Genomic DNA, 23,161 nt, shown 5'->3' with positions numbered 1-23,161 from the left:
TTATTTTTGACCGGATTCTAGACCCTGGGGCATCAGCTCACTCAAATCAAACTTTTTCAACTGATTGGCAAATTGGGGCAAAATTTCGAGACAAAAGGCTTCCGCTGCCTTGGAGCGATAACGGTTTGGATTGACGATCACGCTTAAAATACGCCGCACTTCCACATCTTCAATGCGCGCCCGGTGCAGCACCCCCATCCGTAGTTCTTTCTCAATGGCCGTCACTGAGACAAAGGAAGCCCCTAGACCCGACTGCACAGCATTTTTAATTGCCTCGATGGAATTAAGTTCCATTTCAATCTTGAGCCGTTTGGTATCGATATCGCAGCGGGTTAAGACCTGATCAATGACCTTGCGGATCGTCGATTGAGAATCGAGGGCAATGAATTTCAGTTTGTACAAATCATCTCGATAAATGGTTTCTGCCTTGGCGAGGGGATGACTCACGGGCAAAATCAGGGACAGTTCATCCTCGGCATAGGGCACGATTTTCAACGTATCTTGCAACTCCGAAGGAACTTCGCCGCCAATGATTGCGAGATCCACTTGACCGTTAGCCACTCCCCAGGAGGTGCGTCGCGTCGAATGTACTTGTAACTGGACTGCCACATCGGGGTATTTCTGCCGGAAGCAACCAATCATCCGGGGAATGAGGTAGGTACCCGTGGTTTGGGAGGCGCCGACAATCAGGGTGCCCCCCTGGAGATTTTGTAAATCTTCGATGGCCCGACAGGTTTCTTGGCAGAGGGTAATAATTTTTTCGCCGTAATCGAGGAGAAGATAGCCGGCTTCGGTGAGTTGGGCGCGCCGTCCACCCCGGTCGAAGAGGGGGACATTGAGCTGTTTTTCGAGGTTTTGTACCTGGAGGCTGACGGCAGGTTGGGAGACGTAGAGACTATCTGCTGCCCGTTTAAAGCTTCCTTCGGTGGAGATGGCTTTGAGGATACGGAGTTGATCCAGGGTAAATGGAATGTCAGACATATAGCCTCGGCAAAAAGGGACGACAAAGAGGGATCACGGCTGGTTTTATGATTGACAGTACCATAATAAGGGGATCGTATCTCTTTTCATGGATAATATAGCCTGTACTAATTTTAAGCAAAATACTTCGATCGACGGAATTATGACGGATTTGAGCTGGTTTTCGACAAGTCACTGGATTATGGCAGGTCTTTTGCTTGGTTTTGCGATCGCCCATAGTGGTTTGGCGGCGTTGCGTCCCTGGGGCGAACAAAAAATTGGTTCTCGCCTGTACCGGGTACTGTTTGCTTTAGTCAGTATTCCCTTCGCGACTTGTTTGATTATCTACTTTTTTAACCACCGCTATGATGGTCTGGTGTTGTGGCAAGTCCAGGGGGACGCTTGGGTGAAACCGACGGTGTGGTGGCTGTCGGCGATTTCTTTTTTCTTTTTGTATCCCTCAACCTTTAACTTGCTCGAAATTGCGGCGGTCAAGCAACCCCAGGTGCATCTCTACGAAAAGGGGATCATTCGCATTACCCGTCACCCCCAGATGGTCGGTCAGCTGATTTGGTGCGTGGCCCATACCCTCTGGATTGGAAGCTCTTTTACGTTGCTTACTTCCATTGGCTTGATGGCTCACCATATTTTCGCGGTTTGGCATGGCGATCGCCGTCTGAGATCCCGTTATGGACAGACGTTTCTGGCGGTGAAAGAACGCACCTCGATCATTCCCTTTCTGGCGATTCTCCAGGGACGTCAACAGCTTAAACTAGAAGAATTCCTCAAGCCTGCCTATGTCGGTGTTACAGCCTTTATTGCCCTGCTCTGGTGGGGACACCCCTGGTTGATGGTGATGACGGCTAAAGTGCCCTGGTAACGGAAAAAAAGATGATCCCCAGGACCGATACAGGTAAGATAAGAGACCACAGATAATATTGAGTATGTGAGCGAAAAGAACAGGCAATTATGGTTCTATCAATCACCGAAGCGGATTTTACCCAGACTGTTTTAGAAGCCAATCAACCTGTTTTGGTGAACTTTTGGGCACCCTGGTGTGGTTTGTGTCATTTGCTCCATCCCTTTTTGGTGAAGTTGCAAAAGGAATGGGAAGGACAATTTCTTTTGGTCGATGTTAATGCCGACGATAACCTAAAGCTCGCCAATACCTATCGCCTCAAAACCCTCCCGACTTTAATTTTGTTCAACGATGGCACGATCGTCGAGCGCATCGATAAGTTCCAAAACCGCGATCGCCTTAATGCCCAGCTCGAACAACTCCTCCAGGGCGTGGTGATCCCCTAAATTTTTTATGACTGCCCCCCTCATCGTCATCTGTGGTGCCACCGCGACGGGTAAATCCGGTTTGGCCCTCAAACTTGCCGAAAAACTGGACGCGGTAATTCTTAGCGCCGATTCGCGTCAAATTTACAAAGAATTCGACATCGGTACAGCGAAACCAACCCCTGCAGAGCAGCAAAGCATTCCCCATTACCTGATCGATATCTGCGAACCGACAGAAACGCTCACCTTGGCGGAATATCAAGCCCAGGCCCAAGCACTAATCGCGCAATTTCACGCCGAACAGAAACCCGTTTTACTCGTCGGCGGCACTGGCCTTTACATTAAAGCGATTACCAAAGGTTTAAAAATTCCCCGGGTTGCGCCTCAACCGGATCTGCGCCAACAATTCACCGACCTGGGCCAAGCCTATAGCTACCAACTGCTCCGGCAGGTTGACCCAGAAGTTTGTCAGAAAATTCACCCCAATGACCAAGTGCGTACCCTCCGGGCCCTAGAGGTTTTTTATGTCACTGGGGAGCCGATTAGCAGCCAACAGGGAGAAAATTCGCCGACTTATTCGATCCTCGAAATTGGTCTCGATTGCGCTCCCGACCACCTCGATCAACGGATCCGTCAACGCACCCAGCAGATGGTTGACCAAGGCTTTGTTGCTGAGGTTGAACGCTTGGGTAAAAAATACGGTTGGGATCTGCCCCTCCTGAACACCCTCGGTTATGCGGAATTTCGGGATTATGTACGCGGTCAAGGGACATTAGAAGAGGCGATCGCCAACACCGTGCTCCACACCCGCCAATTTGCCAAACGCCAACGCACTTGGTTCCGCGCCAATCCAGATATTCACTGGCTCGATAACACCGCCCCAGATCTCCTTGAGCAAGCCCTCAATCTCATTACTCAACAATAGAGATTTGAAAGATTTTCCACATAAAAAAGCACCCTTTCGCGAGAAAGAATGCTTCAACGAATTTAAGGTTGAAAAATCAGACAAACATTAAGGACGTTCTTCAATTACCTTATCGATCAGGCCATATTCCAACGCTTCCTGGGCTGACATAAAGTAATCCCGATCCGTATCCTTCTCAATTTTTTCGATGGATTGACCCGTGTGGGCCGCCATCAATTCATTGAGTTGATGCTTAATGCGGATAATTTCCTTGGCTTCAATGTCAATATCTGTCGCTTGACGACGACCTTGGATCCCACCGAGGGGTTGGTGGATCATAATCCGGGAGTGGGGCAGGGCCAGACGCTTCCCTTTCGTGCCCGCAGACAACAAAAACGCCCCCATAGAAGCCGCTAAGCCCACACAAATGGTGACTACTTCCGACTTGATGTGTTTCATCGTGTCGTAAATCGCCAGACCCGCTGTCACTGAGCCACCGGGGGAGTTGATGTAGAGATAGATCGGCTTGCTGGGATCTTCAGAATCGAGGTAAAGCATGATGGCAATAATCTGGTTTGCCAAAGCATCATTGACACCCCGACCGAGGAAAATAATCCGTTCACGGTACAAACGGTCATAGATATTGATCCAGTCAGAATAGGGCTGACCGGGCATTTGATAGGGAACTTTGGGTACACCGATGGGCATGGATTTTGTTTACCTTGATCTGAACAACGGGAAAAAATGGGGTGATTTTAAGCAATCACGAAGACTACAGAGCCGGTACGGGGGACGGCAAGTCCTTCGAACTTTCGAGCACTTTATCGATAATGCCGTATTCGAGGGCCTGCTGGGGTGTCATGTAAAACATCCGGTCAGTGTCTTTTTCGAGTTTTTCGAGGGGTTGACCTGTATATTTAGACATCATTTGCAGGATTGTCCGTTTGTTTTCGATCACTTCCTTCGCCCGAATTTGAATATCGGAGGCTTGGCCCTGGGCCCCTTGGCGTGCTTGGTGGAGAATAATCGTCGAGTGGGGCAGGCTCGCGCGGCAGCCCTTCGTACCAGCAGCAAGGATCATGGCCGCTGTCCCCATCGCTTGACCGAGACAAATGGTATGCACTGGCGGCGTGATGTAGTTGAGGGTATCGCAGATGGCAAAGGCTTCTGTTTCAAACCCAATGGAATCACCACCGTACCAAGAAGTCCCGGTGGAGTTGATGTACATATAAATCGGTTTATCGGGATCATCAAACTGTAAAAATAACAGTTGGGCGATGATCAGCTCGGTCACATCAACGCCAATTTGATCTTTATACTCATCGGGAGAGACGAGGGGAAGGCCGAGATAAACGATGCGTTCTTTTAACAGTAAGGAAGGGAGATCTGGCGGTGGCGTCCTGTAGGTGGAGCCGCCACCTCTGTAGGGTGCTTGTACAGCCTGAATCGGTGAGTTCATAGATCTTTTTAATGCGTTGGGTAACGTGTTGGCGTTACGGTTGCGGGGTGTTTTTGTCTGATTTTGTCTTAGCATCTAATTTTAACGCAAGGTTTGACGGTGGTTTAGGGCGATCGCACATGGGAAAAGTATTTTTGCTAGGAGCGGGTTTAGGGACAAAGAACTATTTAACGGTGCGAGGTTGGGAGATCCTCCAACGGGCGGAAGTGGTGATTTACGACGCCCTGGGTTCCCAAGAACTGTTGGATCTGCTGCCCCAGGACTGTTTACGGTTATTCGTCGGTAAGCGAGGCGGCCAAAAGAGTACGCCCCAAGAAGAAATTAATCGCCTTTTGGTTGAGCATGGACAATCGCCAAAACGGGTGGTGCGCCTGAAGGGGGGAGATCCGTATATTTTTGGGCGATCGCACCCAGAGATTTTGGCACTCCAAGGGGCGGGCTGTGATTTTGAAGTGATTCCTGGCATTTCATCGGCCTTCGCAGCACCTTTGCTAGCGGGAATTCCCCTTACCCACAAGGATTTGGGGCGCGGCTTTTTTGTAGGGACAGCCCATGATCTAGAGGCCTTTGATTGGACAGCCCTAGCCCAATTGGAAACTTTGGTTTTTTTGATGGGGGGACGCAATTTAGAAGACATTTGTCGGCGCTTGATGGCAGCGGGGCGATCGCCTCATTTACCAGTGGCCATTGTGCGGGCGGCGGGATTACCAGAGCAGCAGGTCTGGACGGGAACGTTACAGACCATTACGAAGCAAACGGCGACGGTTCAAAAACTTTCGCCCTGTGTGATCATTGTGGGTCAGGTAGTTAGTCTCCGGGAGGATTACATGGATCGGGCTCCATTGGGTGGCAAAACAATTCTGATTACCCGCGCTGCGTCGCAATCGAGCGAATTTACCAAACTTTTGGCAGAAACTGGCGCAAAGGTCTTGGAAATGCCCGCTTTAGAGATTCGTGAGCCCTCCACCTGGGAACCCCTCGACCAGGCGATCGCCACCCTAGAAACCTTTGATTGGCTGATTCTCACCTCGGCCAATGGCGTTGAATATTTTTTCCAGCGACTCGAAACCTTGGGCAAAGATGTCCGCGCCTTAGGCAAGCTCAAAATTGCCGTCGTCGGCAAAAAAACAGAAAAATTCTTGCGCCAGCACGGCCTCAAAGCGGACTATATTCCCCCCGATTTTATTGCAGATTCCTTAGTGGAAAATTTCCCAGATCCTCTGCAAAATCAAAAAATTCTTTTTCCCCGGGTCGAAACGGGAGGCCGAAAAATCCTGGTGCAAGAGCTCGCCCAACAGGGTGCCCAGGTGGTTGAAGTGCCCGCCTATGAATCGGGCTGTCCGCGACAAATTCCGGCGGCGGTCTGGCAAGCTCTCGAAGCACAAACCATTGATCTAGTAACCTTTGCGAGCTCTAAAACAGTGCGCAACTTTTGGCAGCTAATTCAGCAGCAGGGGGGGGATTTAGCGTTATTAAAACCGCTGAAAATTGCCTCCATTGGCCCCCAAACTTCCCAGACTTGTTTAAACCTTTTCCAGCGGGTTGATCTCGAAGCCGAGGTCTACACCCTAGAAGGCTTACGGGATGTCATTCTGGACAATTGCGTATAGTTCACAATCCCGAAGAGCGGACTTGATAGGGGATTTCTTCGATGGGGAGATTGTCTAAATTCCAGTCGGCGTAATGCAATTGGAGGCGTTTTTCGCCCGCATATTCAACGATTTTGCCGCCATATAAACGGGCATCGGTACCGATACTTTGGATTTTGATGCTGCCGTTAAAGACCGTGGCCCGGGCGAGATAAATCACCAAATCGTCGCGGGAAGGGCGATTGACCGTGGTGCTAGCGGTGAGGTGTGCTAAACCCCGTTCGTCTAATTCTTGGGCGATCGCCACCGCTGTATTACGAATGCCGCGAATCGCCACAATATTGGCCGCCACCGCCATCGTAATGTCAATTTTTTTTGTATCCGTCAGGACGGCATTGTGGGCTAAAAAATGGAAATTTTCTTCCCCTAAATCATTGCGAATGCGGCGATGGATCGGATTATGGGCGTTGTAATTTTTCAAAGTACCGACAATTGCACCACAGGCGTTGCGGGGTTCGCGCCACGGCGATTCACGGGTTTTGCCATAAACCTGTTTGCCATCCTGACGCAGTCGGCCCACATGGGTTTTGAGATCAATGGCCACGAGGGAAATGGACTGGGGATTGCCTGCGTACACACGCCGCTTTAAAGATTCATCTAGCTCGTGGGCTACGGTCACATGAGCTAAGGTTTCGCCGTCATCGGTGCCTCCGCCTGCCGGGAAAAAGGCCTCTAATTTTAATTCGCCAATTTCCGAGAGGGTGGCAAAACGGGAGGCAACGACATCTCGATAACGTTTTGTGGCTTCCCCCTGGTGAATGCGATCGCCGCAGTTGGTGTAGGCGAGGGTCGTCACCACACTGGGCAAACTCATATCGGCCCCACAAGCTTTAATATCCGTTGAATCGGAGGCAACAAATTGCAATTCATCCCGCAAAATCTGGAGGCCGCTGATCAGGGCATAGCGATCGCTGACGATTTCATTAAGGTAATTATGGTAGGCATTACGCTCCATCCCAAAACTGGCGGCGAGTTGCCAAAATTGTTTAACCCGTGCTTCGGTGGGGGCCGCATTAAAGGGTAAAGTCATAGAAGTTTATCTGGAACGTTGATGTGATGTGTTGTGGCGTCTTAGGCTTGGCGACTACGATAAGTCTACTTAACGACCCATAATTTTGGTGCAGCCCATTACTGACGCTGATCTGTGACAGTTTTTTTATTGAATGAAGCAGGGCGATCGCCTTTTTATTCTAGCGAACCACGGGTCACCCCTAATTGATTTTGGAGCTTGAGGGTTTGCCAAAGCTGTGCCCCAGAAATTTTTCCTGTGAGTAATTTTTGGTAAAGATCAACGGTTTTGGTAATCTCTGCGGGAGATTCGTCCACAAATTCAACGCGGAAGTGCTGCACTCCCAAATCTATAAAATGTTGCATATATTCTGCGCCAGTTTGGGCGGTGCCATTAAACACCGTATTCCGACAGCCCGCATCGGCAACTAAAACATGCTCAATACCCGTGCGATCGCCTAATTTCACTTCATGGCTTTCGCAGGGGCGACCACAATTCGTAAAGTCAGTGCCATCGGAGAGAAACGCGCAGAAAACACAATGCTCCATGTGAAACATCGGCATATGTTGGTGGATCGTGATTTCAAACCAGTGGGGTGGTGCTTTTTTAAGGAGTGATTCTAACTGGTGAATATTGAGGTCATAGGAGGCCGTGAGACGTTCTAGGGGAAAAGTTTGTTTAAAATAATTGGCACTAATTGGGTTGGAAATATTTAAAGAAAAATCAGCGGTAATCCGTTCGTTCTTAAAGAATTTGAGCTGATCATAATTGCGAATCAAATAGCCATCTGCTTGACTAGACAGCACTTGATTGAGAATGTACTGTTCCTTAGGTTTGGTGATTCGGGGCGGTGCCACCCAAATTTCCGGTTGCTGTTCAGTTTGTTGCGCCAGTTTAACTGCTTCACGGTAGTTAATCGGATTTTCAAATTCACAATAAATAGTTTGGATATTAGTCTTTAAAACAGCTTTTAATTGCGCTAAATTACGCACTAAAACAATAATTTGTGCTGCCTGTGGTGCTATTTTTTCGACAGTCGGCAATAAGCTTCGATAAGAGGCATTGCTATTCAGTTGCCAACGCTTCGGTTGAGCGCGTAAAGTTTCTAATTGACTGACTATTTCCCGTCGTATTCGATTTAGTTCGCTCACGGGAAGAATGGCCTCACCAAGCAGATTATTTTCTAAATGTTGGAGATAAAAAGGGGTATTCCCTAAGCGGCCAAATTGTTCCGTTAAACGTTCCGTTGTTAGGGGTTTTTTGATTGCGGTGTCGAGAAGAATTTCCGATCTGACCTGGACAATATTGCCCTGCCCATCGCGGGCGATCGCCGTCAATTTTTCACCAATTTCTCCGTGAATTTCTATCGTAATGGGCCGCTGAAACTGAATTTTTTCACTGGTAAAGGTTTGGCGCAATTTTTTATCCAGTTCTGGATCGCTGGTTTTCCAGAGGCGATCACCAACCCGCACCCTGCGCAAGTCCACATCCCGCCGCCCAAAAGTAACAATCGTATCTTTTCCCTGGGTTTCAACGGCGTAAACTCGCCCCCCTTGTTCACGATCTGCGGGTTTCCCCTGATCAAAGACCACCCCATCCCCAGCCTTTAGGGGCGCTTCTAAGTGCAAAATAACTTGTTTGTCGCGACCATCACGAATTTGCTTGATTTCACCAAGAAATACGCCTCTTTTCTTGCCAAAGCGACCATGAACAAGGCTTTGATTATCGATGCCGTCGAGCCAACCCGTGTACAACCCACGCGAAAAGGCCATTTCCAATTGATATTTTTCCTGGTCTGAAATGTCCTGCTCAATGCCCTGCACCGCCCGATCAATGGCCTGGCGATACACTTGGGTGACACTGGCCACATATTCCGGTTGTTTTAAGCGTCCTTCGATTTTTAGCGACACGACACCCGCTTTAATTAAGTCCGGCAAAACAGGTAATCCCGCCAAATCTTGGGGGCTTAGTAGGTAACGTCTGTCGCTCAGATCAAATGGCCTACCATCGACAATCATTTCGTAGGGCATCCGGCAGGCTTGGGCGCATTCTCCGCGATTGGCCGACCGTCCGCCGAGGGATTCACTGGTTAAACATTGCCCAGAATAGGCGACGCACAACGCCCCGTGGACAAACACTTCTAGCGGCATTGAGATCTTTTGTTGACCCAATTCCTGCTGGATTTTATTGATTTCCTTGATCGAACATTCCCGCGCCAATACCACCAAATCACAACCCAAGTTTTGCGCGAACTCGACCCCTGCGGCGCTGGTGACGGTCATTTGCGTCGAACCATGGATCGGAAAATCGGGCGACAATTGCCAAATTAATTGGCACAGCCCCACATCCTGGACGATCGCCGCATCGACTCCCGCCGCAATAATCGACCGCAAATATTGTTCGACTGCCGCCAATTCCGAGGTGAAAATCAGCGTATTTAACGTCACATAGCCCTTCACGCCGCGCCGATGTAAGTATGCCATCAACTCCGGCAAATCTGACTCGACAAAGTTTTGTGATCGCATCCGGGCATTAAATTTATCCAGCCCAAAATAAATCGCATCAGCCCCATTCTCCACGGCGGTGATCGCACAGTCCCAATTTCCCGCCGGAGCCAGCAGTTCAGGGGTTTTGATTAGGGTGCTAGATTCTACAGGGGTAACAGAGGGAGTAGACATAGATTTATCAAAATAGAGAGGCGATCGGGTTTGATTTTGTAAAGTTATTGCGTTATTAGCCACTCACACAATGCAGATAATTGATTATCAACAGTGAGATTTGCTGCGTTACTAAGTTCACCTGTCTGGCATTGTTCGTAAATCTCTGCCGACATACTGGTTTCTATCGCAGCCCCAATGAAAAATAAGTGGATTTTGTTCTTGAAAGAATCTCTTACTCTACTAAGAGCTGTATTTGCCGTTTTCCAATGTTCATCTGCCCCGGCTGGATCAATTCCGCCCTTTAACTCACCGATGGCAAGATACTTATTTTTATCGTTAAGGATATTAGCCAAAATAGACGAGGTTACTCCTTCAATCTTGTCATTTAGCAGCACGATATCAATATTCTTTTTGACCTGTGGAACATTAATGTTGAAAATTAGAGATCGATAAGTTGTTTTATTTTTCCATCTTAAGGCTTTCGTTCGTGCAGCCATCTCAGCTCTATAGTTTTTGTTTGAAATCCATTGCGAACGTTTTGGAAATAGTTCAAATTCAATATCATGCACCTGTAACTGGGCAACGATAAATCTGACGAATTTCTCTTCTGCGATAGAACCAACAATGTTGCGCATTTTACCACCAAGAGCATCTCCAAGTGTGAGCAAGTAACGATAGACAATCTCATCGATATACTTTTTGCCACAAGGTGCAAGAACCTCCTTAACAAAGCCTGCAAGAATTTCATTTTTGTCCATGTCATCGAGGTGAGCCTTCGCCTTGACAGATACACCCGCTGCCTCAATGAGTGTTTCTCGGATGTCATAGAGTTTGAGAATATCTTCTGCACACTTTGTATTCTTCTGAAGAGATACTTGTAGAGCTTTCGCCTTGTCGATAAATGGAATAGACTCTTTATTGCGACGAAGAGCATATTCAAGAAAACCACTTCTGCGAGCATCTTTTGTCGTCACAAGGTCACTGGAATTGTTTACAAACTGATTATTTTTCATCAATGACATCCAGAAGCTGTTCGCTAACCGCTTTAGCAACAGCTTCAGCAAGTAACGGCGGTACTGCATTACCCACTTGTCCAAACTGAGTCATCGTCACTTTACGTTTACTACTATAAGAATCAAGTCGAGTTCCGGTAAACTCCCAATCAAGGGGAAAGGTTTGCAAACAAGCCAGTTCACGAACTGTGAGCATTCGATCTTCAAAAGGATGAATAAAATCTCGATAACCACTACGGGTCACTGTAGGAGATGGCTGGTTCGGATCTAACCTGCGGTAGGTTGAACCAAATGTCTTTGTCTGTTCTGAGAGTTTACCCCCTTGTTTGACTTTACGAATTTTTTCTAGAGTGGAAGGTGCATGAGCTGTTTGTTCGTGATTTTTGATATGAACGTTTTTAATATCCATGATTCTTTATCCTATCTTTTATGGTCTGCGAAACTCTTAGTGCCATCGCTGAAGGAGGGGTTGCAGGGGGGAGAGTGCTAATTGCATCTTGAACAGTTTTGTAAGGTTTTAGCTGCTTGCCAAAAAGATCTATCTGTCTCGCTTGGTTGCTAGGCCCATGAGTTGGTTCAGGAAATTGGAATGTTTTGCCCAAACGATTACCTACGATGAATACTCTTTCTCTAAATTGCGGAACACCAAAATCAGCAGCATTTAGGACATGATACGAAACAGCATATTTATATTCTTTTCCAGCGTATTTTATAGGCTGCGATGCTTCTGTCATGATAGCCTCAAGAGCCTTTCCCTTTGACCAATTGATCATTCCTTTGACATTCTCCATAACAAAACACTTTGGCAATGCCTCCCTGACTACACGTAGAAACTCAAGTACCAGCATTCCTCTCGGATCATCCATTCCCATACGTTTACCTGCTAGGCTGAAACTTTGGCAAGGGGGGCCACCAATAACTAGGTCAATTTCAAGAGGATTGACTTTTGCCGCTTCTAAGATAACCTGTGTTGTAATTGAGGTGATGTCGCCTTCAATGACTGGAGTGTCCGGCATATTAAGCCTTAGAGTATTGCAGCAAGACGGATCTTGTTCCACAGCTACCGCCGTACTGAAGCCAGCAGCGTGAAAGCCGATGTCCATGCCACCAGCTCCGGAAAATAGGCTTATCAGTTTTTTTTCCATTATGAATTTTATGTTATTGTACAGCTCACCTAAAGATTATCTCTTAGGGATCAGGACAATACTACCTTGAGTGGATCAAGTCTCTCGAAGGGTAGGCGATCGCCTTTTATGGATATTGCGGATAGGATAACGGTAGGTAAGCTATTCCGGTACAGTACACTCAATGCTATCTGCTCCTCTAACCATAGCGACAGAGCCTGACTTGTGCAGCAACTAAGGTCTTCATCCAATTCATTTCCCCCGGCAAGGCTATATCCCCTGACCGTACTGCCAGAACCCTATCAGACTGCCTTTCGCCAGGGAAGCGCCCACTATCTACCAGGACGATTTTTACGCGCACAGACAGATTGGTTTGTCCAAATCTGCTTACTGCCCTTCATGGTGATGTATGCATTGCCCATTCTGGGACTGGTGCCAGCTTTAATTTCCCAGGCCATCTATCAGCCCAGCAGTTATGGGCGACTTTGGCAAACCCTAACCCAACAGAACTTACCGGAATTGGGGTTTACGCTCCTATTGTTTCTAGTTTTGGCGGTTTTGATCGGCTATTGCACCTATATGGCCTGGGATATGGCCCAATCGTTCTACCGTACCTGGCATTGCTCTCGATTGCGCAAACGGAAAGAGGAAGGCTACGGAATGGTGCTGTTGTCCCATGGGCTGGTGGCCGCTTGATTGATAATCTAGGGCGACATAACTGTCTGTGGTTACCGCGCCAGGCGATCGCCGATATTGCTTGGCACCGAATGCGCGAAGAAGGAGCAAAACGATCCTATTGGGTGAATCGAACGCGCATTTGCTACGTTTCTGCCAAAGGGAAAAAGCACTGGCTCACCCTAGAAGGTCGCATCGTAGATCTGGGGTATTCCAACCATGGACATACCGATGACCGCGCCGATCGTGCTCTTTATGAAGCCTTAGTGAAATGGTGGAAAGGGCGATCGCCTCAATAAATACAATCTCAAAGGGAAGGCGATCGCCGTCTTTGTTGCTGGTTCTGGCGAATAATCAAGAATCCCATCGCCAACCAAAAAATCAACAGCCCGCCCGTGAGTAATAGTACTGGTACCAGGCCAAAGCGAACAACAAGCGCCGGAGCTGCCGCTGTAAACAATCCACCACCAACAATCGGTTCAAAGAACAGTTGTTTATAAGCAAAACTCTCAAACGCACCGGTGCGGTTCTCCGGATCGACCATTCTCAATAATAAAATTCCCGTGGCCGTCACTCCCATCGACTGACCCATATCGCCGATTCCTTTTTCAAACCAATGACTCGGAAAAATACGTGGGGCGAAATAAAGAAACATCACCACATTCCAGGTGATGCCTACGACACTCAAAATGGTAAATACACCCAAGTTGGAACCAATTACACTCAGGGAGATAGAGGCCAGTGCCGTCACCACGACCACGTCCAAGGCTAAACCCGCAATGTTACTCATCAGCGAGCGAATAATCAAAGGCGCTAACCCCAGACGTTCCATCACCAACTGCACAATGATGCCGCCAATCAGAGCCATCGGGAATAACGGCACATAGGAGATTACCTCAAACCCAGTTTGTCCCCAGGTAACCGACTCCACCCAAACCAGTGCTTCTAAAATAAGCCAACCAATCACAATCGCCGCACCGACAATGCCAAAATTGATCGACAGAGGATCAATTAGTAGGTTACGCATGAGTTGGGCGCGACGACGGCGTACCTCAGGGGATTCCGTTTCTGTCAGTTCCGGTACACCATCTAAATCTTCTACAGCTTTCTGAAAAGATGTGACATGGCCCTTACGCCGGCCCCAATCTGCTAGCGCCGTACCCGCAACAATTCCGCCAACAATGCCCACCGTGGCAATGCCCAAAGCCAGATCCGCACCTGCCTCAAAGCCCAGTTCAGTAAACGTCTCAGCCATCCCGCCGGCGGTGCCATGCCCTCCTTCAAAGCCAATCTCGATTAAGCAAGCAGCAATGGGATTTACGCCAAATAGCGGCATCAAAATCAGCAGGGTTACCAGGATTCCCACTACGTATTGACCCCAGGCCAATGTTTGCCCAAAGACGACTTGAGGAGCCGTTTTTGTCCAAATGTCTTTTGGTCGTGGAATAGCTTCCCCAAGGAATAGGGCCGCAAAGACAATATTGATAAAGATCCCTGGCGATTGTGACCAAACGGCGCGAATCGGTTCTGAAAAAAGCCCATCTGACAGGATCGAGGTTCCCCCAGAAATAGCAGTGGCGATCGCCCCTAAAACTTGAGGCCCCAGCAGCAGTGCTAATACACCAGCCACAATGGATTCAGGTAAATAAAGCCTCTGGATCCAGCGCACTTTTTGTTTGACGTATCGCCCCGCTAAAACCAGTAACGCAATTAGGATAAAGGCAAAAAAAACATCTCTGAGAGTAAACATGACCCCGTTTCGTCCACTAAATAAATATCCTGGACAGGAAAGTAATAGACTGTGCAACAGGCATGAGTACAACAAAATTCATCCTGTTTTTCCTTAATTTCATGGATGAGTTGTGCGCTAACTTACTGTTTCACTGACCTGAATAGGACTGACTTGCATCATAGGGAAAGTTTGGAATTACGGAGTGATTAGAGTTACAGAACTCTACAGAACCGCTTGCCTGATGTGCCGTGTTTTACACATTGCCGTTACTGGCGAGGAACAACTCCCTTGGTCTGGCTCTACGTCGTAGGGAGTTGCGATCAGATGGCGGCACAATTTCGCCTGTTTCAGAAGGCGATCGCCCTGACCCAATTGCCCGCCGGAGTAAAGAATTCAAGGAAATTTCAAGGAACAACATCAAAAGGTTGATTTCCGGGAAGGCGATAAATGTAAAAATCTCGGTCAAGGGTAAAAATTGTCTTTTGATTCAAAACTTCAGCCGCAGTGACTAAGGAAGCATCCGCCAAATCCATCGGCACATCCCGATACTGTTCCATTAGCTGTTGCATTCGTCTCTGTTCTGCCTCGTTAGATACGTGCAATACAAGAAGCTCGTCGGCGACATAACTCCATAACTCCTGCTGCGCGAGCCATCCACCATACCGACCTAGTAAATGCATCGCCTCAGTAAAACAAGACCAAGTTGTGACCAATGGAGCTTGAAGTCTTGAAAGTACAGCCGCACAACGACTTTGATTGTTATCGTTCCGGTTAATCAGGGCAATCAAAGCCGAAGCATCGCATAGAGTCATGAACGATGACCCCATGACTGATTTTTATCTGCCAACATATCCGCAAAAGCGTCCTTTGTCCGTGCAGATAGATCAGAGGGCTGAAACTGAACTCGGCCAATTCTATCTTGTAGTGTCTGTTCTAAGGTCATTGGCTGCTGAGGCTGTAATGCTTTAGGAGATAAAACTGTTAACCTTACTTGCTGTCCAGTCAACTCAGATGCATGCTGTAAGATCTCTTCCCAAGTTCCTTCAATCGTGCGTTGATTCATAAAAGATAGCTCTAAAAAGATATACCCACAATTATGCCAAACCTTTGATAAGCGACTTTTATCTATATCTTGATGGTGGGCGATCGCCGACGGGAACGATCAATAATAGAAGGCTGCCCATTCTACGATTCCCATGGCAAAACTCCGCGAAATCACCGTTTCCCCCCAACTGAAAAAGCATCTCGTGCAAGGTCATCCCTGGATCTATCGCGATAAATTGCCGAAGAGTCTCCGCTTTGAAACGGGGGAATGGTTGCGAGTTAAATGTGGCAACTGGACGGGATTCGGCCTTTGGGATAACAAAAGTCCCATTGCTGTCCGGATTTTTTCCCAACGGCATCTGCCTGACCGTCGCTGGTTACAACAGCAGGTACAAACAGCCTGGGATTTACGGGAACCCCTGCGCCAAAGCAATTGCACCGCCTACCGCTGGCTCTTTGGGGAAGGCGATCGCCTGCCAGGAATTACGGTGGATCTGTATGGGGAATACGCCGTCGTGCAAACTTATATGGAAGCGGCCAATGTACTGCTCGATTGGCTCGTGCGATCGCTGCGGGAAGTCGCCCCACTACAGGGAATTTTATGGCGCACCAAACATTTAGAAAATTTAGAAGATCGCGATACAGACAGCAAAACCCAAGTGCTCTGGGGCAAGGAACCCAAGGGCGATATTACCGTTACTGAACATGGTCTAGTCTTCCAGGTGAATTTGCAAACGGGCCAAAAAACAGGCCTATTCCTTGATCACCGGGAAAATCGCAAATTTATTGGCGAAATTAGCCACGATAAAACCGTTCTCAACTGTTTTTCTTACACCGGAGCCTTTTCTCTCTACGCCCTGCGCGGTGGTGCTAGCCAGGTGACCAATGTCGATGTGGGCAAGCAATTAGCGGAAGTCGCCAACACCAACGTGCGCCTCAATCATTTTGACCCAGGCAAACATACCTTTGTCACCGCTGACTGCTTTGATGTTCTCAACCGCTACGCCCAAGCAAAACAAACCTTCGATCTTGTAATCCTCGATCCACCCAGTTTCGCTAAAAGCAAAAAAAATCGGTTTGCCGCCATCCGTGCCTACACCAAACTCAATGCCCTCGCCCTCCAATGCGTTGCCCCTAATGGATTACTGGTTTCTGCCAGTTGCACCAGCCAAGTCAGCCCCGAAGCCTTCCGAGAAATGCTTGCCAGTGCCGCTGCCTCGGCTAATTATTACCTGCAAATTATCCACGAGGCCGGACAACCCTGCGATCATCCGGTGCCAGCCGCTTTTCCAGAGGGACGCTATTTAAAATTTGTTGTTGCGAAGGTCAGCCCCATTATTTAGCGATTATTTAACTCATGCCTTTGGGTGCAAAATTCCAAACACGGAAGTGTAGCCATGCAAAAAGGTGCGATCGCCGACGGGGCCAATTTCCCCATTGCAGAAAAATCCCCCTAAATTGGGTGTTGGCAAGGCCGTAGAAAAGAGGGTCGAATCAAAATTTGGCTCCCCATAGAGTCCCTTCCCGCGACCGAGACAGGCAAACATCAAGGCTCCAAAAGGAGGTTCCAGCGGATCATTTGCTTGGAACTGTTGTAACAGCACCGAGAGATCTTCCGCTGAAGTCTCTGCATCCCGCAGGTGAAACTGTACCCTTTGGCCCGCCCGAATGCGATCGCCCACGGCGATCGCCCCAGCCCTAGGGTCTACCCCAAGTAAGTTGCGAATGAGAAAATCCCCGTGGATAAGCTTTTGTTTAAAGGCATCCATCGCAATGCCGATAAAAAGAGAATCCTGGGCGAGGGCTTGATCTTCTTCATCCAACTCGGCGATCAACTCCTGCAAAAATCGTAGGGGGGAGCCATGGCGGAGCTGTTCACCCTCGGCCACCGATAATTCCGTGATGATATTGCGATCGCATTGGGTAATTTGATACACCTCACCGATGGGCCGACATCCCTGGGCGACAACGGTCTCCATCTGGATATTTCCAGCCAAAGCCACCCCCACTGTGCCAGACCGCAACAGGGTTGGTTCTTGGTCGGCTTCGTAGTAAAACAAACCGCTGGCTGTTCTGCCGCCGGAGCTTGTTAGTCCTCCTACCTTTGCCGCATTTGGATAGGCAAAATCAAGGCCCGCCAACAGATCCGTAATACTCGACGAAAAGGGATCCGCCAGCAAAATAAAATTCGGTTCCGCCTCGGGGCTAACCCCAAAAATGTCGATCCAAGGGTCTGGGGCGCTATCTAAATCAGGTAAATCTTTCTCGGTGACATGGAAAGGCACGACTTCCACATCTGGTAAATGGGCCACCGTTAAACTAAGGGCGGGTTGTCCTTCACATTCTTGGGTTTCTCCGGTTGCGTCGGTGCCAATAATACTCACGCCACCGCAACCAATCACTACTTTGCAGGCTAATTTTTCAGTCAAGAGCGGCAAGATCCGGGCATATTCGCTGGCAAACGCGGCTGAAATGAAGAGAATGGCCAGATCTGCACTACCAGAGAGATTTTCTTGGATTTGGGCAACGGCTTCATCAATGGCTCCTTCTAGGGACGCTTGGGTCGAGAGGGCATTTAGCCACTGAAAAGGATGGGTATCGACTGCGGGTTGTGCCCCAGTGATTCCTAATTTTTTCCACAATGCCTTAAGCATACTGACACATCTTGAATCGGTTGCGGTTTTTGAGATTCTCCCAAAGTCTTTAGCTTACAGGGAAAAGGCCAGAGAAAACCAGGGTCTACCCCCAGACAGATGGCAATTTCCTCACAGTGGCAATCGCCTAGATTTTGTAACGGAATATTACAAAAAAGACGGCATAACGCTATAGCAGCTTGACGGTCTCCGGTGGGCTGGGTACAGTAGGGCGGTATACCCCATCGGGTAAAGCTTCCATTAGTTGTATGCAAGATAAGCAAAAAGTCACCCTCTATCTGCCTGCGGCGATCCATCGTCAGCTCAAAATCAAGGCAGCCCTCGATGCAGATTCCATGTCTGCTTTAGTGGAAAAAGCCGTGGCCTTCTATCTACAACACCCTGAAGTGGTAGAAGAAGTACAAGAAACCTATGGCCAAACCCACCGTGTCCACATTTGTCCCGATTGCGAAGGGGCGGTGGTACTCCGGGATGGACAACTGGTTTCCCTCAAGAGGCAGCCAACGGTACTCCTTGATGAAGAGATTGCACAGGATTTGCAAAGTGCAAAGGGTGCTGCGGATGGGGCAGAACTAGTCACTTGCTAGCTGTCCGATCGGCGATCGCCGTTTATTTTTCTCCCGATTTACCTCCACTCTGGTCGATGTGGTGCCGCCTAATTCCCCCTTTTAGAACGTCAGGACTAAACCCATGAAAGAAGAGCTCAATACCCTCATTCAAGCTCAATACCCCCTGATCTACCTCATCACCCCCGAGGAGGAACGGGCCGAGGCGGCGATCGCCCACATTGCGCAACTGTGTGAATATCAGAATGTTTTCGTCTGGACGATGACCCATGGCTTGGTGGAATATGGTTCCGACCGGAAGCCCCAAACTCGCACCCTCTCAGCAGAAGCGGCCATTCGTGAAGTCATTCACCACAACGATTCTGGCATTTTTATCTTTGAGGATCTGCATCCATTTTTAGACGATCCCAGCACCGTCCGTTGGTTACGGGATGCGATCGCCAGCTTTAAGGGCCGCCAAAAGCACATTATTTTAATGTCCCCCTATCAGAAGGTGCCCCTCGAACTCGAAAAAGACGTTGTTGTCCTGGATTTTCCTTTCCCGACCCTCGACGAACTCGATCAAGTTCTCGCCCAATACCTCAATCCCCGGCACCCCATTTCCCCCGTTGTGCGAGAAAAACTCCTCAAGGCAGCCCTGGGCCTGACTAAGGACGAAGCCGAGAAAGTTTATCGCAAAGCCCAGGTTAAGGCGAAGAAACTCACTGCTTCAGAGGTAGAAATTGTCCTCTCCGAGAAAAAGCAACTGATTCGCCGTAACGGTATTCTCGAATTTATCGAAGAAGACGAAACCATTGACGCCATCGGCGGCTTAGAGGAACTCAAGCGCTGGCTTAAACAACGCTCCAATGCCTTTACCGAAGCAGCACGGGAATATGGACTACCCCAACCCAAGGGAATGTTGATTCTTGGTGTACCGGGTTGTGGTAAATCACTCCTGGCTAAAACAACTTCTCGGTTATGGGGTCTTCCCCTCCTGCGTCTCGATATGGGGCGGGTATATGATGGCTCCACCGTAGGCAAATCCGAAGCAAACCTCCGCAGTGCCCTTAAAACCGCCGAGTCCATTTCTCCAGCGATTCTCTTTATCGACGAATTAGACAAAGCCTTTGCCGGTTCCTCTGGATCTGCGGATTCCGATGGAGGCACCTCCAGCCGTATCTTTGGCTCGTTTCTCACCTGGATGCAAGAAAAAGAATCCCCCGTTTTTGTAATGGCCACCGCGAACCGAGTGGATCGGCTACCAGGGGAATTTCTTCGGAAAGGACGATTCGACGAAATCTTTTTCGTGGATCTCCCCAACCCCAGCGAACGGGAAGCGATCTTTAATATCCATCTCCACAAACGTCGGCCAGTCGGCGATCGCTTCGACACAGAACAACTGGCAAAAATTTCAGAAGGTTTTTCCGGTGCGGAAATCGAACAGGCGATTATTGCCGCCATGTACGAGGCCTTTGCCCAAGATCGCGAGTTTACCCAACTCGACATTATCGCCGCGATCAAAGCAACCTTGCCCCTTTCCCGCACCATGACTGAACAGGTCAATAGTCTCCGCGATTGGGCCAGACAGCGCGCCCGACCTGCTTCAGCCTCCGTCGCCGAATACCAGCGATTGGAGTTCTAACAGGCTTAATCTGTCCCGGATTAAGGTCAACAAGATTCCCAACTTGTTGGCATTTAAAAAACCACTTTATTAGTGGTCTTTACACAAAAAACTCAAATGTTGTTGTTTTTGGAGAATTATTCCAATGTCCCACTTTAGCACTCTCCGCACTAAAATCACCGATGCCGCAGTTCTCAAGACTTCCCTGCAAGACCTCGGAATTTCTGTGAATACCGATGCTGCAGTTCGTGGCTACAACGGCCAACAGATTCAAGCAGACATCGTGGCTACTCTCGAAGGCGATTATGACCTCGGCTGGACTCGCAATGCCGACGGCAGCTTTGACCTCATCGCTGACCTATGGGGTGTCGCGAAGAAGCACAACCAAACTGAACTGATCAATTCCATCAACCAGAAGTACGCCATCAACAAGACCCTCGCTGAAGTTAAGCAACGTGGTCTCAACAATGCGAACGTCAAACTGGTATTGCAAAAGTAACGACTAAATGCGTTCCCACGAAGAGCTAGGGTTGGTCTCATCGCAGAGATCAGCCCTTTTTCATTGGGTCTTGTGCTGGGGTCTGAGGGTAGATCAATATTTCAGCAGCGAGACTCAATTAAGTAACATTAAAAGAAGTGCATCTCCTTAGTCTAAATGTTTAGGATTGCAGAAAGCAGCCCATCGTTTTGTGCCTCGTTATTTTTGGCATGGAGGAGGTCACGGGCTCAATTTAAAATGTTGGTCTAAAATTTTATGAAATCTAAATTTTTACTTTTTTTGAGTGTCGCAACGCTTCAGGCTGCTCTATTCGGCTGCGGACTCGTTGGCAATAATACGTCCGGTGAGCAAAATACTTCAGGTACAGAAGAAACAACCAGTGAATCAACCGCGACGAATGAGTCAACCAACGTCACGGCAGATTGGGTTGATTTTCAAACGGAAAATGGCAAACTCGCAGTTAAATTTCCAGGTACGCCTCAAACGGAAAGTCAAACGACCCCCTCTGATCTGGGTGAACTACAGTTCACAATGACTTCCTACGCGGACGACGCCAATACGCAATTTTTTATGGTGAGTAGTGTTACGTATCCGGTTTCTCCTGATCAATATGATGCGGCCCAGGGACTTGAAGCGGCCAAGGAAGGGGCGGCCAGCAACTCAGGTTCGACAATTGTTTCTGATGAGCCAAGTGATAAGTTTGGGATTCCGGGGAAAAAATTGGTGATGAACGCCGCCCAGGATAATGGCGAAGTTTATACCACCCGCGCTGAAATCTACATCGATCCCAACGGCCCCACCCTCCACCAAATTTTGATGGTGACGGAAGGCGATCGCGTGGATAGTCCAGAAGCCAACGCATTTTTTGATTCCGTCAATATTACGCCTATCTAAACTTTTCGGTTGGTAAAAAAAGCCTGATATAGCAATAGCCCCGATGAATCAACACCAGGGCTATTTTTTTATGGTCTTTTTATGGCCAAAATTTAAAGGGAAAATTTATCGCACGCTGCATTGGAGTGTCCGGAGGGTGGCAGCGGCGGCGTAGTTCCGTTGGGAGGCAGTATCGGGGAAAAAGCGATCGCCACTTTCATTCAAAGGAGAAGCGACGCGACAGTAAGTAGACATCTGGGCAGCCAAATCATTGGCCCAGTGACCCGCCGTATCACTAAAAGCAATGGGGCCATTGGTGGCCACGAGGGTCATCGGTTGACCTTGGGCGGCCTTGGCATATTCTGCGGTGCGACGGAGAACGGCTAATAGTTCGGCCCGGGTGACGGGTTGAGTGGGTTGGAAAGTCCCATCGGGATAGCCACTGACAATATTGTTCGCCTGGGCCCAGGTGATTTTTGCCGCACTCCAACGGTCGGCAGCCACATCGGGATAGGGGGCATTCGCAACTTGGGTGGGCACAGCCAGGGAAGCATTGGGAAGAGCTTGGAGACCTTCAATGGCCATGGAAACCAACTGTTCGCGGGTCAGGACATCGGTGGGCCGGAAGGTATTGTCGTTAAAACCAGCAATAAAACCGACATTCACCGCTTGGGCAATTTCGTTACGGTAAATATCACCACTGATATCAGTAAATTGGGCCACCGTACTGCCGGGATCAGGCGTTTCAGAGGGATTTGTAATTTCTGGTGGGGAGATTGCCAGACCGGGGAGACTATCGACCGTCACAATTGAACTCTGCGTAATGCCCGCAACTAAGTCATCAATGGTGGGTTTTTTAAGGACGGCGAACTGGCGGCCCTCGTTAGAAAAGTAAAAGTGGCCCAGGGGTCGCTCTTCAAAGGTACGGCGGGTAAATTCCCAACCGGGGAGGAGGTTGAACTTAAGGAAGCCTTCGGTGAGACCATTACTACGGCCAATGACAATTTCTTCTTGATCGTTATCTTTGGGAGTGGCGACCAACAAAATTTCATTTTCGAAGCGAGTGATGCGCAATAGGTGGCTCTGGCCAAAATCTTGCCCATTGATCCGCATGGAGTAGCCATTACTATCGGTGCTGCGGCGACAATAGCCAGTAAAGTCAAAGTTCAGCAGCAGGGGATCAATGCTGGTCGGATTTGCGCCACTTTCGGCCCAACATTCTTTGCGGTCTTCCCGTTCGAGCTGTTCGACTACGAGGAGGTTATAGCCACCGTTACTGAGGGGGACGGCGATCGCCGCCATGGATTCGGGGTTGATCTCTGCTTCTCCAAAAACAGTTTGGGCTTGGGCGCGTCCCAAAGGTACAACACTACTGAGGGTTGCAAGGGCGATCGCCAACATTTTTCCGGATAAGGCAGCTTTAGACATGACAAATAATCTTGGATTTTAGACA

Annotated in this window: 25 protein-coding genes; 11 read left to right on the top strand and 14 right to left on the bottom strand. The window is 48.8% G+C overall.

Annotation, left to right across the window (positions count from 1 at the left end):
- A complete protein-coding gene (locus tag AACQ84_RS06115) occupies positions 1-981 on the bottom strand; it encodes a LysR family transcriptional regulator (RefSeq protein ID WP_012306820.1) in 981 nt (326 codons plus the stop codon).
- A gap of 142 nt (positions 982-1,123) precedes the next feature.
- Between AACQ84_RS06115 and AACQ84_RS06110 the strand changes: the two genes are divergently transcribed.
- The 3 genes from AACQ84_RS06110 to miaA all read left to right on the top strand — a co-directional run bounded on the left by AACQ84_RS06110 (position 1,124) and on the right by miaA (position 3,169).
- Positions 1,124-1,840, top strand: coding sequence for an NnrU family protein (locus tag AACQ84_RS06110; RefSeq protein WP_012306819.1), 717 nt, complete (start codon positions 1,124-1,126; stop codon positions 1,838-1,840).
- Positions 1,841-1,929: 89 nt separating this feature from the next.
- Positions 1,930-2,265 carry a thioredoxin family protein gene (locus tag AACQ84_RS06105; RefSeq protein ID WP_012306818.1) on the top strand — a complete coding sequence of 112 codons (336 nt, stop codon included), beginning with the start codon at positions 1,930-1,932 and terminating at the stop codon, positions 2,263-2,265.
- 7 nt (positions 2,266-2,272) lie between these two features.
- Positions 2,273-3,169: a tRNA (adenosine(37)-N6)-dimethylallyltransferase MiaA gene (gene miaA / locus AACQ84_RS06100; protein ID WP_012306817.1), complete on the top strand. Its 897-nt coding sequence runs from the start codon at positions 2,273-2,275 to the stop codon at positions 3,167-3,169.
- 87 nt (positions 3,170-3,256) lie between these two features.
- Here miaA and AACQ84_RS06095 read toward each other — a convergent pair whose 3' ends face one another.
- Both AACQ84_RS06095 and AACQ84_RS06090 read right to left on the bottom strand, forming a co-directional pair.
- Positions 3,257-3,856 carry an ATP-dependent Clp protease proteolytic subunit gene (locus AACQ84_RS06095; RefSeq protein ID WP_012306816.1) on the bottom strand — a complete coding sequence of 200 codons (600 nt, stop codon included), beginning with the start codon at positions 3,854-3,856 and terminating at the stop codon, positions 3,257-3,259.
- Between the two features lie 64 nt (positions 3,857-3,920).
- Entirely contained in the window at positions 3,921-4,607 is a 687-nt protein-coding gene (locus AACQ84_RS06090) for an ATP-dependent Clp protease proteolytic subunit (protein WP_012306815.1), read from the bottom strand.
- Between the two features lie 119 nt (positions 4,608-4,726).
- On the opposite strand from AACQ84_RS06090, the gene cobA reads away from it, so the two are divergent.
- Entirely contained in the window at positions 4,727-6,217 is a 1,491-nt protein-coding gene (cobA, locus tag AACQ84_RS06085) for a uroporphyrinogen-III C-methyltransferase (RefSeq protein WP_012306814.1), read from the top strand.
- 1 nt (position 6,218) lies between these two features.
- Here cobA and AACQ84_RS06080 read toward each other — a convergent pair whose 3' ends face one another.
- From AACQ84_RS06080 to AACQ84_RS06060, 5 genes are all read right to left on the bottom strand, one after another.
- Positions 6,219-7,286: a hypothetical protein gene (locus AACQ84_RS06080; RefSeq protein ID WP_012306813.1), complete on the bottom strand. Its 1,068-nt coding sequence runs from the start codon at positions 7,284-7,286 to the stop codon at positions 6,219-6,221.
- Between the two features lie 155 nt (positions 7,287-7,441).
- Positions 7,442-9,943 (bottom strand): U32 family peptidase, encoded by a 2,502-nt coding sequence (locus tag AACQ84_RS06075; protein ID WP_012306812.1) that lies wholly within the window; start codon positions 9,941-9,943, stop codon positions 7,442-7,444.
- A gap of 44 nt (positions 9,944-9,987) precedes the next feature.
- Positions 9,988-11,007 carry an AvaI/BsoBI family type II restriction endonuclease gene (locus tag AACQ84_RS06070; protein ID WP_200807221.1) on the bottom strand — a complete coding sequence of 340 codons (1,020 nt, stop codon included), beginning with the start codon at positions 11,005-11,007 and terminating at the stop codon, positions 9,988-9,990.
- Positions 10,928-11,347 (bottom strand): DNA cytosine methyltransferase, encoded by a 420-nt coding sequence (locus AACQ84_RS06065; protein WP_012308460.1) that lies wholly within the window; start codon positions 11,345-11,347, stop codon positions 10,928-10,930. The genes AACQ84_RS06070 and AACQ84_RS06065 overlap by 80 nt, the downstream gene beginning before the upstream one ends.
- The gene (locus tag AACQ84_RS06060; protein WP_012306810.1) at positions 11,337-12,083 is read right to left on the bottom strand and encodes a DNA cytosine methyltransferase; all 747 of its coding nucleotides are present in this window, start codon (positions 12,081-12,083) and stop codon (positions 11,337-11,339) included. Before AACQ84_RS06060 ends, AACQ84_RS06065 begins: the two co-directional genes overlap by 11 nt.
- 378 nt (positions 12,084-12,461) lie before the next feature.
- Here AACQ84_RS06060 and AACQ84_RS06055 point away from each other — a divergent pair, with 378 nt between their 5' ends.
- Entirely contained in the window at positions 12,462-12,758 is a 297-nt protein-coding gene (locus AACQ84_RS06055) for a hypothetical protein (protein WP_041443440.1), read from the top strand.
- Complete coding sequence (locus AACQ84_RS06050; RefSeq protein ID WP_143589355.1) at positions 12,755-13,036, top strand: hypothetical protein; 282 nt, start codon at positions 12,755-12,757, stop codon at positions 13,034-13,036. The genes AACQ84_RS06055 and AACQ84_RS06050 overlap by 4 nt, the downstream gene beginning before the upstream one ends.
- A gap of 8 nt (positions 13,037-13,044) precedes the next feature.
- Here the strand turns inward: AACQ84_RS06050 and AACQ84_RS06045 are convergent, their stop codons facing one another.
- From AACQ84_RS06045 to AACQ84_RS06030, 4 genes are all read right to left on the bottom strand, one after another.
- Positions 13,045-14,487: a sodium/glutamate symporter gene (locus tag AACQ84_RS06045; RefSeq protein ID WP_012306808.1), complete on the bottom strand. Its 1,443-nt coding sequence runs from the start codon at positions 14,485-14,487 to the stop codon at positions 13,045-13,047.
- A 235-nt stretch (positions 14,488-14,722) separates the two neighbouring features.
- On the bottom strand, positions 14,723-14,866 hold the full coding sequence (locus tag AACQ84_RS06040; RefSeq protein WP_156785468.1) for a hypothetical protein: 144 nt from the start codon (positions 14,864-14,866) through the stop codon (positions 14,723-14,725).
- Between the two features lie 7 nt (positions 14,867-14,873).
- The gene (locus AACQ84_RS06035; protein WP_041443438.1) at positions 14,874-15,281 is read right to left on the bottom strand and encodes a type II toxin-antitoxin system VapC family toxin; all 408 of its coding nucleotides are present in this window, start codon (positions 15,279-15,281) and stop codon (positions 14,874-14,876) included.
- Positions 15,278-15,532: a hypothetical protein gene (locus tag AACQ84_RS06030; protein WP_065710489.1), complete on the bottom strand. Its 255-nt coding sequence runs from the start codon at positions 15,530-15,532 to the stop codon at positions 15,278-15,280. Before AACQ84_RS06030 ends, AACQ84_RS06035 begins: the two co-directional genes overlap by 4 nt.
- A gap of 133 nt (positions 15,533-15,665) precedes the next feature.
- Between AACQ84_RS06030 and AACQ84_RS06025 the strand changes: the two genes are divergently transcribed.
- Positions 15,666-16,856: a class I SAM-dependent rRNA methyltransferase gene (locus AACQ84_RS06025; RefSeq protein ID WP_012306806.1), complete on the top strand. Its 1,191-nt coding sequence runs from the start codon at positions 15,666-15,668 to the stop codon at positions 16,854-16,856.
- Positions 16,857-16,868: 12 nt separating this feature from the next.
- On the opposite strand, the gene AACQ84_RS06020 is transcribed toward AACQ84_RS06025, so the two are convergent.
- Positions 16,869-18,167, bottom strand: a complete 1,299-nt coding sequence (locus tag AACQ84_RS06020) for an FIST signal transduction protein (RefSeq protein ID WP_012306805.1) — start codon at positions 18,165-18,167, stop codon at positions 16,869-16,871.
- Between the two features lie 248 nt (positions 18,168-18,415).
- Between AACQ84_RS06020 and AACQ84_RS06015 the strand changes: the two genes are divergently transcribed.
- The 4 genes from AACQ84_RS06015 to AACQ84_RS06000 all read left to right on the top strand — a co-directional run bounded on the left by AACQ84_RS06015 (position 18,416) and on the right by AACQ84_RS06000 (position 21,729).
- The gene (locus AACQ84_RS06015; protein WP_030006276.1) at positions 18,416-18,754 is read left to right on the top strand and encodes a hypothetical protein; all 339 of its coding nucleotides are present in this window, start codon (positions 18,416-18,418) and stop codon (positions 18,752-18,754) included.
- Between the two features lie 103 nt (positions 18,755-18,857).
- Positions 18,858-20,357 (top strand): stress-responsive protein Ycf46, encoded by a 1,500-nt coding sequence (gene ycf46, locus AACQ84_RS06010; RefSeq protein ID WP_012306803.1) that lies wholly within the window; start codon positions 18,858-18,860, stop codon positions 20,355-20,357.
- A gap of 124 nt (positions 20,358-20,481) precedes the next feature.
- On the top strand, positions 20,482-20,835 hold the full coding sequence (locus AACQ84_RS06005; RefSeq protein WP_012306802.1) for a DUF1257 domain-containing protein: 354 nt from the start codon (positions 20,482-20,484) through the stop codon (positions 20,833-20,835).
- A gap of 255 nt (positions 20,836-21,090) precedes the next feature.
- Complete coding sequence (locus AACQ84_RS06000) at positions 21,091-21,729, top strand: hypothetical protein (RefSeq protein ID WP_012306801.1); 639 nt, start codon at positions 21,091-21,093, stop codon at positions 21,727-21,729.
- Positions 21,730-21,834: 105 nt separating this feature from the next.
- Here the strand turns inward: AACQ84_RS06000 and AACQ84_RS05995 are convergent, their stop codons facing one another.
- On the bottom strand, positions 21,835-23,136 hold the full coding sequence (locus AACQ84_RS05995) for a DUF3747 domain-containing protein (RefSeq protein ID WP_012306800.1): 1,302 nt from the start codon (positions 23,134-23,136) through the stop codon (positions 21,835-21,837).
- Positions 23,137-23,161: the final 25 nt, after the last annotated feature.

This window comes from Picosynechococcus sp. PCC 7002 (assembly GCF_963860125.1).
GTDB lineage: Bacteria > Cyanobacteriota > Cyanobacteriia > Cyanobacteriales > MRBY01 > MRBY01.
Note: the sequence above shows the minus strand (reverse complement) of the source record. Positions and strands in the feature narration are given on the sequence as shown.

Bases quoted from the DNA above. Each gene is read 5' to 3' on its own strand.
- AACQ84_RS06115 (WP_012306820.1), bottom strand. From the start codon at position 981: ATGTCTGACATTCCATTTACCCTGGATCAACTCCGTATCCTCAAAGCC.
- AACQ84_RS06110 (WP_012306819.1), top strand. From the start codon at position 1,124: ATGACGGATTTGAGCTGGTTTTCGACAAGTCACTGGATTATGGCAGGT.
- AACQ84_RS06105 (WP_012306818.1), top strand. From the start codon at position 1,930: ATGGTTCTATCAATCACCGAAGCGGATTTTACCCAGACTGTTTTAGAA.
- miaA (WP_012306817.1), top strand. From the start codon at position 2,273: ATGACTGCCCCCCTCATCGTCATCTGTGGTGCCACCGCGACGGGTAAA.
- AACQ84_RS06095 (WP_012306816.1), bottom strand. From the start codon at position 3,856: ATGCCCATCGGTGTACCCAAAGTTCCCTATCAAATGCCCGGTCAGCCC.
- AACQ84_RS06090 (WP_012306815.1), bottom strand. From the start codon at position 4,607: ATGAACTCACCGATTCAGGCTGTACAAGCACCCTACAGAGGTGGCGGC.
- cobA (WP_012306814.1), top strand. From the start codon at position 4,727: ATGGGAAAAGTATTTTTGCTAGGAGCGGGTTTAGGGACAAAGAACTAT.
- AACQ84_RS06080 (WP_012306813.1), bottom strand. From the start codon at position 7,286: ATGACTTTACCCTTTAATGCGGCCCCCACCGAAGCACGGGTTAAACAA.
- AACQ84_RS06075 (WP_012306812.1), bottom strand. From the start codon at position 9,943: ATGTCTACTCCCTCTGTTACCCCTGTAGAATCTAGCACCCTAATCAAA.
- AACQ84_RS06070 (WP_200807221.1), bottom strand. From the start codon at position 11,007: ATGCAGTACCGCCGTTACTTGCTGAAGCTGTTGCTAAAGCGGTTAGCG.
- AACQ84_RS06065 (WP_012308460.1), bottom strand. From the start codon at position 11,347: ATGGATATTAAAAACGTTCATATCAAAAATCACGAACAAACAGCTCAT.
- AACQ84_RS06060 (WP_012306810.1), bottom strand. From the start codon at position 12,083: ATGGAAAAAAAACTGATAAGCCTATTTTCCGGAGCTGGTGGCATGGAC.
- AACQ84_RS06055 (WP_041443440.1), top strand. From the start codon at position 12,462: ATGGTGATGTATGCATTGCCCATTCTGGGACTGGTGCCAGCTTTAATT.
- AACQ84_RS06045 (WP_012306808.1), bottom strand. From the start codon at position 14,487: ATGTTTACTCTCAGAGATGTTTTTTTTGCCTTTATCCTAATTGCGTTA.
- AACQ84_RS06035 (WP_041443438.1), bottom strand. From the start codon at position 15,281: ATGACTCTATGCGATGCTTCGGCTTTGATTGCCCTGATTAACCGGAAC.
- AACQ84_RS06030 (WP_065710489.1), bottom strand. From the start codon at position 15,532: ATGAATCAACGCACGATTGAAGGAACTTGGGAAGAGATCTTACAGCAT.
- AACQ84_RS06025 (WP_012306806.1), top strand. From the start codon at position 15,666: ATGGCAAAACTCCGCGAAATCACCGTTTCCCCCCAACTGAAAAAGCAT.
- AACQ84_RS06020 (WP_012306805.1), bottom strand. From the start codon at position 18,167: ATGCTTAAGGCATTGTGGAAAAAATTAGGAATCACTGGGGCACAACCC.
- AACQ84_RS06015 (WP_030006276.1), top strand. From the start codon at position 18,416: ATGCAAGATAAGCAAAAAGTCACCCTCTATCTGCCTGCGGCGATCCAT.
- ycf46 (WP_012306803.1), top strand. From the start codon at position 18,858: ATGAAAGAAGAGCTCAATACCCTCATTCAAGCTCAATACCCCCTGATC.
- AACQ84_RS06005 (WP_012306802.1), top strand. From the start codon at position 20,482: ATGTCCCACTTTAGCACTCTCCGCACTAAAATCACCGATGCCGCAGTT.
- AACQ84_RS06000 (WP_012306801.1), top strand. From the start codon at position 21,091: ATGAAATCTAAATTTTTACTTTTTTTGAGTGTCGCAACGCTTCAGGCT.
- AACQ84_RS05995 (WP_012306800.1), bottom strand. From the start codon at position 23,136: ATGTCTAAAGCTGCCTTATCCGGAAAAATGTTGGCGATCGCCCTTGCA.